At 32.4% G+C, this 12,543-nt stretch carries 13 protein-coding genes; 12 read left to right on the forward strand and 1 reads right to left on the reverse strand.

Going from position 1 to position 12,543, the window contains the following annotated elements; genetic code table 11:
- Window positions 1-21 precede the first annotated feature (21 nt).
- From J2S19_RS19040 to rfbB, 9 genes are all read left to right on the forward strand, one after another.
- The gene (locus tag J2S19_RS19040) at window positions 22-1,182 is read left to right on the forward strand and encodes a glycosyltransferase family 4 protein (RefSeq protein WP_307345103.1); all 1,161 of its coding nucleotides are present in this window, start codon (window positions 22-24) and stop codon (window positions 1,180-1,182) included.
- Between the two features lie 145 nt (window positions 1,183-1,327).
- Window positions 1,328-2,647 carry a nucleotide sugar dehydrogenase gene (locus J2S19_RS19045; protein ID WP_307345106.1) on the forward strand — a complete coding sequence of 440 codons (1,320 nt, stop codon included), beginning with the start codon at window positions 1,328-1,330 and terminating at the stop codon, window positions 2,645-2,647.
- A gap of 328 nt (window positions 2,648-2,975) precedes the next feature.
- Window positions 2,976-4,271, forward strand: a complete 1,296-nt coding sequence (locus J2S19_RS19050; protein ID WP_307345109.1) for an O-antigen polymerase — start codon at window positions 2,976-2,978, stop codon at window positions 4,269-4,271.
- A 9-nt stretch (window positions 4,272-4,280) separates the two neighbouring features.
- Window positions 4,281-5,174 (forward strand): glycosyltransferase, encoded by an 894-nt coding sequence (locus J2S19_RS19055; RefSeq protein WP_307345112.1) that lies wholly within the window; start codon window positions 4,281-4,283, stop codon window positions 5,172-5,174.
- A 138-nt stretch (window positions 5,175-5,312) separates the two neighbouring features.
- Window positions 5,313-6,731 (forward strand): lipopolysaccharide biosynthesis protein, encoded by a 1,419-nt coding sequence (locus tag J2S19_RS19060; protein WP_307345116.1) that lies wholly within the window; start codon window positions 5,313-5,315, stop codon window positions 6,729-6,731.
- A 131-nt stretch (window positions 6,732-6,862) separates the two neighbouring features.
- On the forward strand, window positions 6,863-7,741 hold the full coding sequence (gene rfbA / locus J2S19_RS19065; RefSeq protein ID WP_307345119.1) for a glucose-1-phosphate thymidylyltransferase RfbA: 879 nt from the start codon (window positions 6,863-6,865) through the stop codon (window positions 7,739-7,741).
- A gap of 24 nt (window positions 7,742-7,765) precedes the next feature.
- Window positions 7,766-8,326, forward strand: a complete 561-nt coding sequence (rfbC, locus tag J2S19_RS19070) for a dTDP-4-dehydrorhamnose 3,5-epimerase (protein ID WP_307345122.1) — start codon at window positions 7,766-7,768, stop codon at window positions 8,324-8,326.
- Window positions 8,327-8,332: 6 nt separating this feature from the next.
- Entirely contained in the window at window positions 8,333-9,187 is an 855-nt protein-coding gene (rfbD, locus tag J2S19_RS19075) for a dTDP-4-dehydrorhamnose reductase (RefSeq protein ID WP_307345125.1), read from the forward strand.
- Entirely contained in the window at window positions 9,188-10,207 is a 1,020-nt protein-coding gene (gene rfbB, locus J2S19_RS19080) for a dTDP-glucose 4,6-dehydratase (RefSeq protein WP_307345128.1), read from the forward strand.
- Between the two features lie 133 nt (window positions 10,208-10,340).
- Here the strand turns inward: rfbB and J2S19_RS19085 are convergent, their stop codons facing one another.
- Window positions 10,341-11,060, reverse strand: a complete 720-nt coding sequence (locus J2S19_RS19085; protein WP_307345130.1) for a hypothetical protein — start codon at window positions 11,058-11,060, stop codon at window positions 10,341-10,343.
- 287 nt (window positions 11,061-11,347) lie between these two features.
- Here J2S19_RS19085 and J2S19_RS19090 point away from each other — a divergent pair, with 287 nt between their 5' ends.
- The 3 genes from J2S19_RS19090 to J2S19_RS19100 all read left to right on the forward strand — a co-directional run bounded on the left by J2S19_RS19090 (window position 11,348) and on the right by J2S19_RS19100 (window position 12,464).
- On the forward strand, window positions 11,348-11,500 hold the full coding sequence (locus J2S19_RS19090; RefSeq protein WP_307345134.1) for a hypothetical protein: 153 nt from the start codon (window positions 11,348-11,350) through the stop codon (window positions 11,498-11,500).
- A 142-nt stretch (window positions 11,501-11,642) separates the two neighbouring features.
- Window positions 11,643-11,849 (forward strand): hypothetical protein, encoded by a 207-nt coding sequence (locus J2S19_RS19095; RefSeq protein ID WP_307345137.1) that lies wholly within the window; start codon window positions 11,643-11,645, stop codon window positions 11,847-11,849.
- Window positions 11,850-12,200: 351 nt separating this feature from the next.
- Window positions 12,201-12,464, forward strand: a complete 264-nt coding sequence (locus tag J2S19_RS19100) for a hypothetical protein (RefSeq protein ID WP_307345139.1) — start codon at window positions 12,201-12,203, stop codon at window positions 12,462-12,464.
- The last annotated feature ends 79 nt before the right edge of the window (window positions 12,465-12,543 follow it).

Genomic DNA, 12,543 nt, shown 5'->3' on the forward strand with positions numbered 1-12,543 from the left:
ATGAAATGGAGAGCAAAACATATGAGAATATTGCATCTCAATGTAGCCGGAATTGTTGATAAATTTTATGATACCTTTTTCGAACATTTAAGAAAGTCTGGGAATATTGATCAAATAGAATATATTGCTTATAAACCTGGGGAAAATAAAAAAGAAGAACTAGATAGATTTCAAAATTATCATGAGAATATTAAAGTGATTCTCAGCCCAATAAAAAGAAGTATATACAGAGTAATGTATTTTTTGAAAATCAGAAAGTATTTTTTAGATATAGAGGGAAAAATAAATAGTATAAAATCTATAGATGTTTTACACGCCCATAGTCTTTTTTCAGATGGTGGTGTGGCATATTATTTGAAAAAAAAATATAATATACCGTATGTTGTGGCTGTACGTATTACGGATGTTGATGTATTTTTAAAATACTTTTTTCATTTACGACCGTTTATGAAAAAAATATTATTAAATGCATCCAAAATAATATTTTTAAGTCCAAATATAAAGAAAAGTATAATTGATAATCTTGGTAACGATGCAATTAAAAACAACATCATAGGAAAGTCGGAGATTATCCCAAACGCTGTAGATAATTTTTGGCTAAAGAATCATTATTATAAAGAAGACAATTTACAACCTGAATTAAACTTAATCCAGGTTGGTAAGTTAAATAAAGGTAAAAATCCAAAAACTACAATACTTGCTGTCTCAGAACTAGTTAATCGTGGATATGATGTAAAAGTAGATTTCGTTGGGGAAGGACAAGAATTAAATAATTTAAAGAAATTGGTCCATGAATTAAATTTAGAAGACAATGTGAAATTCCATGGCTTTATTAAGGATAAGTCGGTTCTTATGAATCTTTATAGGAAAGCGAACTTTTTTATTTTGCCATCTTATTTTGAAACATTTGGAATTTCATATATTGAGGCAATGAGCCAGGGGTTACCGGTGATTTATTCCAGGAATCAAGGGATAGATGGTTATTTTGAGGAAGGTGAAGTAGGAGTATCGATTAATCCGTCCTCCCAAAGCGAAATCTGTGATGCAGTGCTTCACCTGCAAAAGTCGTATAATGATATATCAAAAAGATGTACTTCTAATGCATTAAGTTTTGATTGGGAAGACTTATCAATAAAATATATTGAAATCTACTCAAAGATAATAAAAGATAAATTATCATAGAAATTCAATGTGTGATTATTAACAAACTTTCAATAAATGGAGTTTACTAGTAGCAAATAAAAAAAGTTAGTAATGTTGATTTAAATATAATATGTTATTGCAGTTAGAAACTATAAGAAGCATATAAAAGGGAGAATATATAGAAATGAGTCTATTTGAGAAAATTGTTGGTAAAAAAGACAAAATCGCTGTAGTTGGTTTAGGATATGTAGGTATGCCGATTGCAGTAGCATTTGCCAAGAAAGTTGATGTTATTGGTTTTGATTTAAATGAGAAGAAGATAGAATTATATAAATCAGGTATTGATCCAACAAATGAAGTAGGTAATGAAGTAATCAAAAAGACTACGGTGGCTTTCACATCAGATGAAGCAAAACTTAAAGAAGCTAAGTTTCATATTGTTGCTGTTCCAACTCCCATCAATTCAGATAAAACTCCAGATCTTACCCCAGTTGAGGGGGCTAGTACAATTGTTGGGCGTAATCTCACTAAGGGGTCAATAGTAGTTTATGAATCTACTGTTTATCCAGGGGTTACAGAAGATGTATGTATTCCAATCCTTGAAAAGGAATCCGGACTAAAGTGTGGTGTTGATTTTAAGGTTGGGTATTCCCCAGAGCGTATTAATCCCGGTGATAAAGTGAACACTCTTGAAAAAATTATTAAAATCGTTTCTGGTATAGATAAAGAAAGTTTAGATGAAATTGCAAAAGTTTATGAATTAGTAATCCAAGCAGGAGTTCATAAAGCTAGCTCAATTAAAGTAGCAGAGGCTGCAAAAGTTGTAGAAAACAGCCAGCGTGATATTAACATTGCTTTTATGAATGAGCTTGCTATGGTATTTGATCGAATGGGCATTGATACACAAGAAGTTGTTGAGGCAATGAATACAAAGTGGAATGCACTTAAATTTCACCCTGGGTTAGTTGGAGGCCACTGTATTGGAGTAGACCCATACTATTTTATATATGAAGCTGAAAAACTTGGATACCATTCTCAAATCATTTTATCAGGTAGAAAGATTAATGATGGAATGGGAGCATTTGTTGCTGATGCAATTATTAAGAAATTAATTCTCACAAATAAGGTAGTTAAGAAGGCGAAGGTTGTTATTTTAGGTTTAACATTCAAAGAGAATTGTCCAGATATACGCAATTCCAAAGTAGATGATATTATTAAACATCTTAATGAATATGAAATCGAACCAGTTGTAGTTGATCCCTATGTAGATCCTTTGGAAGCAAAGCGTGAGTATGGTGTTGATATAGTTCCTTTTGATATGATAAATGATGCTGATTGTCTTGTTTTTGCTGTGGCTCATGATATGTTTAGGGACATGACCTTGGAAAAGATAAACGGACTGTTTGGAGAGTTTTCAAATAAGGAAAAAGTTATTATTGATGTTAAGAGTATTTTAGATAAGGGCGAGATTGAAAAGTGTGGATATAGTTACTGGAGATTATAAAATTTTACGGATATTAGTAAATGCAAAAAAGTAGTAAGTGTGAAAGGTACATCTATAGTTATTATTACTTACTTCCTTTTCGTTAAAATGAACTCCAATAAGTAAGGTGGCATTAAAATAAATTGCTAAGCCACTTTACTTAAAAGTGTGCTGTTATACTTGCAAATTTGTTCATACTACATGATTGTTGGTGGAAGACCATGGGGAAATGCTATAACTTGTAATTAATATGAAGGCCCATCAATTTTTGTATCTTACAAAGGCAAAATAGTGCATATCACACTCGGTTTTAAACGTTGACTTTTGTACAAGAAAGGGAAACTTTTCAATGATATATCTATTTGTATTAATCAATATCTTATATGTAATACTAAGCTTTAAATACTACAAAGCCAAGGTTAATCCGATTTCCTTATATAGTATTATGTGGGTAGCCTTAACAATTCTATATGAGATAAAGTTAGTCTATTATTACGACCTAACAATGTATACATGGTTGATTATAATCATTTTTCAAATCGTTTATAATATTGGGTGTGTTCTGGGAAAAAAACAGTATAGGAATAATCGCTTTAATAAGCAGGATAGTAATATTGCTGCTAAGGGTTCTAGTGAAAGAGATTTAAGAATTGCAATAATTATACTTTCTCTATTAACTTCAATTAGCACAATTTCTAATATATTGATTGCTGTAAGATCTTATGGATTTAATTTATTAGAGTACACCAATCAGATATATGTAGATCGTTTGGCTGGTGATATTGATACTGGGATACCCTATCTAGGTTCATTTGTATATCCAGCTTTAATATATGCAGGATTTTATTTTGAAAAATTTGGCTTCAAGAAAATTATATTATTACCAGTGCTATTATTGGCATTAGGTGGATTAAAAACTGGTGGGAGACTGGGGATTTTAATTGGTGCTTTTTTATTATTAGTTCCCATTATATTACAAAGAGGTAGGGTTATTAAAGAGAAAGTTAGAAAAGTAAAAGGAAGAAAAGGGAAAAATATTAAAATCCTGATCAGCAGTTCTATTTTAATTGCACTATTTATAACTATTACGAATAATCGAGCCTCATGGGAAACATATAACCCTTATATGAGCCCATTAATGGTAAAGGTTCTTGAATATAACCCTGCTATATATCAGATTTATACTTATATAACATTACCTTTAGGTGTTTTAAATGAATTTCTAAAAGATCCAACATTAAATTTTGGAGGCCACACATTTTTAACGATTTACAATTTATTGAATAGGTTAGGGGCAGACATATCGGTAAATCAGTATCAAACATTTTATAATGTTCCATTGCCAAGTAATGTAGGTACGTACATTAGAGAGCTAATTGAAGATTTCTCAATCCCATTAGCCCTCATGGTAACCCTGATAACTGGATTAATATTAAGTTATAATTATTCAAAATTCAGAAATGATGGCTTATATATGAATTTAATTTGGGCATCGACTTTTGCCTTTGTTATATTTTTTTCCTTCTTTATGTGGCAATTTCGTTCATCCACAATTTGGATTACTATAGTTGTAGGTAGTATTTCAGGATATATATTAGATCAAAGACATAAAAAAAGGTTGAAGAGATATGAGTTCAAAGAGTGAGGTTAACATATGAATATAATGATTGTCTTAAATTTTAATGATTTTGAAACCACAAATAATTATATTAGTCAAATAAAATGCTATGATGTACTTGATAAAATTATAGTTGTAGATAATTGTTCAACCGATAATTCCTATTCATTATTAAAAAAATTGGAGTCAGAAAAAGTTGACATTATTTCTACTGAAAAAAATAATGGGTATGCTAGTGGAAATAATTTTGGAATTAAATATGCTGAAAACTATTATAATCCAACAAATATAATAATATCAAATCCAGATATTGAAGTATCAGAAAAAAGTATAAGTAGAATATGTTCTTTTTTAAATACCCATAAGGAAATTGCTGCTGTTTCTGGTTTAATTCACGATAAAGACAACATGGTAGCAGATAATTTTGCATGGAAATTACCTACGTATACGAGCACATTGATTAGTACTTTTATCTCAATTTCAAAGGTTTTTGAGAAATTATTTAAAATCACTACAAAATATAATAAAAATAGGCTTAATAATAATGTTGTGAATGTTGATGTATTATCGGGTTGTTTTTTTGCGATTAAAGATAAGGTTTTGAGAGAAGTTAATTATTTCGATGAAAGAACCTTTTTATATAATGAAGAGTCGATATTAGCTTTTAAATTAAGAAACAAAAACTATAAACAGTGCGTATTAACTTCAGAAAAAATAATTCATTATGAAGGGGTTTCAATTAATAAATCTGTAAAGAGTTGGAAAAGCAAAAACAAAATTCTTGAGAATAGCCGGAAGGTTTATTTAAAAGAATATTTAAAGGTTTCTAGATTACAAATGTTTATATTCATATTATTGTTTAATATAGGTAAGTATGAGAAATTTATTCTTTTAAATTTAAGGGGAAAGTTTATGACATTAAAAAGCTAATTATATAGATAAAGGGCAGAGTCCTTTATATGGTATTGGGACTGTATTTTAATGTTCACCAACCAAGTATTTGGAATGTTTATATTTGTGTAAAGCCATTTAATTAAGTGAAAAAATAAGAATGACGAGGGATGAGTATTGAATAATAAGGCCATTACATTCATGAAAAACTTTTCCTATACCCTGTCATCGAATCTAATATCAATAATTATTTCGACAATAGTAATATTAATTGTACCAAAGTTTATAGGTGTTGAAGAATATGGATATTGGCAGTTATACCTATTTTATTCATCTTATGTAGGTTTCTTGCACTTTGGCTGGAATGATGGAATCTATCTTAGATTTGGCGGCAAGGAATATAAGGAGTTAAATAAAGATTTATTTTTTTCGCAGTTTTGGATGCTAACCATTTTTCAAGTATTACTAGGTGTCGCTATAATTTGCTTTTCAACAGTCTTTAGTACAGATGTTAATAAACTATTTATATTTAAAATGACTGCACTATGTATGGTTATAGTGAATGTTAGACATATGTTAATCTATATCTTGCAGTGTACAAATAGAATTAAAGAGTATGCACAGATAACAATGATGGAAAAAGTGCTATATTGCTGTTTGATTTTATTACTTTTAATTGTGGATATTAGGCAATACAAGTTATTGATTTTTGCTGATATAATTGGAAAAACTATTGCCTTAGTATACTCAATATATTGCTGTAGAGACATAGTATTTAACAAAATTTCTATGTTCTATTCCAATGTTAGTGAAGTATTTAGGAATATCAGTGTGGGAATAAAGTTAATGTTTGCTAATATTGCTAGCATGTTTATAATTGGGATTGTTCGGTTTGGCATTGAACGTACATGGGATATTTCAACGTTTGGTAAAGTATCACTAACTTTGAGTATATCTAATCTCATGATGATATTCATTAATGCAATTGGGATCATCATGTTTCCAGTCTTAAGACGGACTAATGAGGACAAACTTCCAAATATCTATACAACAATGAGAACTTTTTTAATGGCCCTTTTGTTAGGTCTACTTGTGATATATTATCCGCTGAAGGTTATCTTAACAGCATGGTTACCACAATATACAGAAATTTTAATTTATATGGCTCTTCTCTTTCCAATGTGTGTCTATGAGGGGAAAATGGTCCTTTTAATCAATACCTATTTAAAGACATTGCGGAAAGAGAAATTGATGCTTGCTATAAATTTAGTATCAGTAGTATTGAGTATCATTCTTACAATTGTATTTACAATTGTATTTACGAATCTAAACCTAGTTATAGCATCGATAGTAGCTCTTTTGGCTTTCCGTTGTATTTTGGCAGAGGTTCTTTTATCAAAGATACTAAATATTTATGTGTATAAAGATATAGTTCTTGAGATGGTGATGAGTCTTATATTCATACTAATAGGTTGGTTTGTGACTTCATGGTTAGGAGTATTAATCTATATAGCTGCATATGGGGTGTATTTGTTTATCAAAAGAGGAGATATTTCAGCAACAATTAAAAATGTAAATCAAATAATTAGAAGGTAGAAAACTAGAGTTAGTATTAACCATTAGTAAGATATAGAAGCTTTCTTTAAAATATGGGACTAAAGAGGGAAATTTAGCAATTTCGGTTTTCTAAATTAATAAATAATACTCTATATAATGAGGTGTAGACAATGAAAGGAATTATTCTAGCAGGGGGTAGTGGTACCCGATTATATCCATTAACTATGGTTACTAGTAAACAACTACTACCTATTTATGATAAACCAATGATTTTTTATCCGTTGTCATCTTTGATGCTTGCTGGTATTAAAGATATATTAATTATATCAACACCCGAGGATACGCCTCGATTTGAAGCTTTATTAGGAAATGGTTCACAATTCGGTATAAATCTTGAATATAAAGTACAGCCGAGCCCAGATGGATTAGCTCAGGCTTTTTTAATTGGTGAGGATTTTATTGGGAATGACTCTGTTGCCATGATCTTAGGAGATAACATCTACTATGGTAGTGGCATGAGGAAAATCCTTCAACGTGCTGCAAGTAAAGAAAATGGTGCTACGGTATTTGGATACCATGTACAAGATCCTCAACGTTTCGGGGTTGTAGAGTTTGATGAGGATGGAAAGGTTATTAGTGTTGAGGAAAAGCCGGAAGTACCAAAATCTAGTTATGCGATTACTGGATTATATTTTTATGATAACCGAGTTGTTGATATTGCTAGAAATGTACAACCCTCAGCCAGAGGTGAACTCGAAATCACATCAATTAATGATGCGTATTTAAAAATGGGAGACTTAGAAGTGGAGTTATTAGGTCGAGGATTTACCTGGTTAGATACGGGAACACATCAAAGTTTAGTAGAGGCAACCAATTTTGTTAAGACAGTAGAAGAACATCAAGGAATTAAGATTGCAGCTCCTGAAGAGGTTGCCTTTATTAATGGTTGGATTACTAAGAATCAATTATGGGAATGTGGCGAAAGGCTTAGTAAAACTGGATATGGTCAATATTTAATGAAAGTTGCAAATGGAGAAATACAATATTAAGCATTGAAAGAAGTGAATTGTAGAATGAAAATTACTAATACCAATTTAGATGGTGTAATCATTATAGAACCAAATGTATTCGGTGATCATCGTGGTTGGTTTATGGAAACATATAATGAATCTAATTTCTTGGATGCAGGAATAAATGTAAAGTTTGTTCAGGATAATCAATCTTTCTCTGCAGTAAAAGGTACACTACGAGGATTACATTATCAATTAAACCCTAAAGCACAGACAAAGCTTGTTCGTTGTACAAGGGGTTCCATCTTTGATGTTGCCATTGATATTCGAAAAGGAAGTCCTACGTATGGTAATTGGTTTGGTGTTGAATTAAGTGCTAAGAATAATAAACAACTGTTAGTGCCAAAGGGGTTTGAACATGGGTTTTTGACGTTAACAGAAAATGTAGAAGTACAGTATAAAGTGGATGAGTTGTATGCACCAGAATGTGATAGGGGTATACTCTGGAATGATCCTACCATAGGAATTGAATGGCCTATAGATATTGAGCCTATATTATCAGAGAAAGATCAAAAAGCACCTCTATTAAAGAATGCCGATAATAATTTTAATTATGGAGCGTAGTGTATTATGAAGGTTTTAGTAACTGGTTATACCGGTCAACTTGGTTATGATGTTACGCGTGAAGGAAATAAGCGCGGTATTAATGTGCTAGGAATTGGCAGAGATGATTTAGACATTACTAATGAAGCAGATGTATATCAATATGTGCAAAAAGTGAATCCGGATGCAATCATTCACTGCGCTGCATATACAGCAGTGGATAAAGCTGAAGATGATCAAGAAACATGTTGGAATGTAAATGTAAATGGTACTAAATATGTTGCTACGGCAGCTAAGAAAGTAAATGCAAAGTTCATGTATATAAGTACAGATTATGTTTTTGATGGTAAAGGTGAAGAGCCCTTTAACGAAATTGATAAACCTGAACCAGTGGGCTATTATGGCTTTACGAAATATGAAGGAGAAAAGATTGTAAGAGATTTACTAGATAAGCATTTTATCGTTCGTATTTCTTGGGTATTTGGAATCAATGGGCATAATTTTATAAAAACAATGCTTCGATTATCTGAGACTCGTAGCGAATTAAATGTTGTTGGAGACCAATATGGTTCACCAACGTATACATTTGATTTAGCACGTTTATTAATCGATATGATACAGACAGAAAAGTATGGTATCTACCACGCATCAAATGAAGGCTTTTGTACATGGGCAGAGTTTGCTACTGAAATCTTTCTACAAGCCAATAGAAAAGTTACAGTAAACTCAATTTTAACTGAAGAATATCCAACACGTGCTGTTAGACCAAAAAACTCACGTATGTCAAAGCAAAAGCTAATTGACAATGGGTTTGAGCCATTGCCTATGTGGCAGAATGCCTTAAAACATTATTTAAACGAATTAGTACAAGAGGTGAAATAAGTGGAACGAAAAAAAATTCTTGTTACGGGTGGTGCCGGTTTTATTGGTGGTAACTTTGTTCAATATATGGTGGACAAGTATCCTCAATATGACACTTATAATTTAGATTTACTAACCTATGCGGGAGATTTAACTAAGCACAAACATATTGAAACAAGAGAAAATTATCACTTTGTAAAAGCAGACATAGCTGAACGTGAAACAATTGTTGCACTTTTTGAAAAAGAAAAATTTGACTACGTTGTTCACTTTGCTGCAGAAAGCCATGTAGACCGTTCCATTACAGATCCAGGTGTCTTTGTGCAAACAAATGTTGTCGGTACACAAGTATTATTAGATGCATCAAGAACAGTTGATGTAACAAAATTTGTTCACGTATCAACAGATGAAGTATATGGCGAGTTGGATTTTGATCCAACAACATTTTTCACAGAAGATACTCCACTACAGCCTAATAGTCCGTATAGTGCAAGTAAAGCATCATCAGATTTATTAGTACGTGCATATAACGAAACTTATGGATTGCCAGTCAATATTACACGCTGTTCCAATAACTATGGTCCGTATCACTTTCCTGAGAAACTAATTCCTTTAACAATTTCACGTGTTCTAAATGAGCAAAAGGTGCCTGTTTATGGAGACGGAAAAAACATTAGGGATTGGTTGCATGTAATTGATCATTGTGCAGCGATTGATTTAGTACTACATGAAGGTATTAGTGGTGAAGTGTATAACGTAGGTGGTCATAATGAGCAGACGAACTTAGAAGTAGTTAAAACTATAATAAAAACTTTAGGTAAATCCGAAGAGTTAATTGAATTTGTAAAAGATAGATTAGGACACGATAAACGTTATGCAATTGATCCAACTAAACTAGAAAAGTTAGGATGGAAACCTACTTATACCTTTGATACCGGAATTGCCCAAACCATTCAGTGGTATCTTGATAACAGAGAATGGTGGGAACAAATTATAAGTGGTGAATATCAGAATTATTTTCAGAATCAATATTCGTTCTAATATAAAAATCAGTAGTGAGTTAGTACAAATTACCCGCTAGGCCAATTTTGGCTTGGCGGGCTTATTTGTCGTACTTTTTTTATCTTTTCCCACCACAAAAAAGATCATGCGATTCCTAACATAATCCTCTTAATTAATCCTTCGTATATTTACACAATATCTCTTCTTTTATAATTTTACCCCACTCTAGATCAATAAGCATTACATATAAATTAGCTCTAAGGGAAAGCGGTGGCCTTTTCATTATCATATCAAAATCTTTTTCCTCATTAACAACAATAGTTAGTTTATCGGTTTCTAATAATTCAAACATAACAATGCGACCATAAAGATGGTACGGATGGAAAGATGGGTGACGGCGTCCGTGAATATTTGGTCTGAAATCTAAATACCATCTATTATATCCATCATGGTCTATGTTAAGAGTCATATCAGGAAACCGGTACCTTTTTTCCTCAGTCTTTTCCACACTCCATTTATACGGACTTTCGTAGAGGTCCGCTAATATTACCTGTCTAAATTTTTTTTCTAACTCCTCAATTTGCATTCTTAGGTTCATTGGAGAATCTCTCTCGACTGTATTTTCTTTATTTCCATCCGATTCATCTTTTCTAGCTAAATGCCCTGCGGCTACCATCAAATCTTGATATGTAACTTCATTATGTGCTTTTGCTGCAAACTTTGATATCGTTTCCGGTGTTGGTGGTGAAGCAATCATTTGTCTTAAAAACCTAGAGATGTGGGCAGCACTAACTCCTGTTTCATTAGCAAAATTATTTATGGATCTGTCACCTTTCGCCCGGTCAAGAAGATTGGCAAACTCCTCTTTATGGAATTGTTCCTCGCTATGCATTATAATTCACCCCACTTTATCTTCTATCGTTATTATATTTTATCCATTAAGTGTAGTCAATAGACAACGAAATTAATTTCAATAAATGTGTTGTATAAATTTTTGTAGCGTGATATAATAATTTCAAAATTGCAAGATTAAAAGGTAGAACTTCCTTTGAAGATGTGTTGTTTATTTTGCCTACATATTTTTTTGTCTCATCCATTGACTGCAAACAATACCGAAGTTAAAGTTTTAACAACAGCATAATTAATTCAATTACATGATGTTTAAAGGGGATGGAATCAATGGCCAAAGTAGTAAAATGTCCAGTGTGCACAAAAAGATTAATGGACATGCTTTCAGCAAAGGAAGCTGAAGTGCAAATAAAATGTCCAAAGTGCAAAAAGGTGATTAATGTATCATTTTTAAATAATCAGGCTCATGGAGAAGCAGTGTAATCACTTACTCAACATCTACGAATTTGTTACTATTTGACAAATGTTTATTATTCTTACTGTACAGAACACATGCTCCTGTGTAAAATATAATTAAGGAATACTTTTAATTAAAATAGCTTCAGCATAGTTGGGAGGAAAACAAATGATTAAGGAAGCTAAAATTACGCGAGTAAAATGTCCTGCCTGTGGTTACAGGTTGTTTGATAAGGGGGATCAAGCATGTGGTCCCGTGCAAACGAAGTGTGGAAGATGTAAGCAGGTTTGGGAAGTTGAACTTGCGACAGATAAATTCAAACAGATAAGCGGAAAACCTAAAGCAAGACGAAAAGGAGATAGTGCCTCACCATGAGTTGCAAATCAAATCTACCTTAAGGTCCGGATAAATCAGTAGATACTTAACTGATATATCTGGGCCTTTTTTATTTATATAAAAAGTTCATATCACGATGATACCGAGCGAGGAATCGACTGCATTACCCAGGCCGGATGATCGATATTTTGAGAAAAAATGATCATCTAGCGAGTGAATGCACATTGAATCAAAAATAATCGGTACCGAGCAATGGAGTCGTGGTGTGAACTACCTATAAGCCGGACATGGATCGCCCTGCAAATAATGCAGTTGGGCGTTCTGTGTCCGGCTTATTTTTTTGTCTCTTTTTCCCTGCGGCTCTTTGCCGGGCCATAGGAGGAAAAGAGAATGAGCGAGTTTTTTATCAAAATCGGCAAGGAGCAGGTCGGTGTTAGCGAGGAGATTTACAAAGAGTATTACAAAATGAAAAGAAGAGAGCGGTACCTGGAACAGGATATCAAGGTTGGACGGATAGCTGTTGATTTTGAAACAGAAACGATTGATTTTGTCCCGAGCAAAGAGGATTCAATCAATCGTTTGATTGAACTAGGTGCTGATTTTGAAGATGACCAAATGATAGAAGATATTCTTTGTGACAAGGCAACTCTATAATCTTGCAGGAAGCGATGGCTGAACTGAATGAAAAGGAACAAGAGCTCATTAAGGCTCTCTACTATAGAGATTTGATAGT

The organism is Metabacillus malikii (genome assembly GCF_030813355.1).
In the GTDB taxonomy this organism is placed as follows: domain Bacteria; phylum Bacillota; class Bacilli; order Bacillales; family Bacillaceae; genus Metabacillus; species Metabacillus malikii.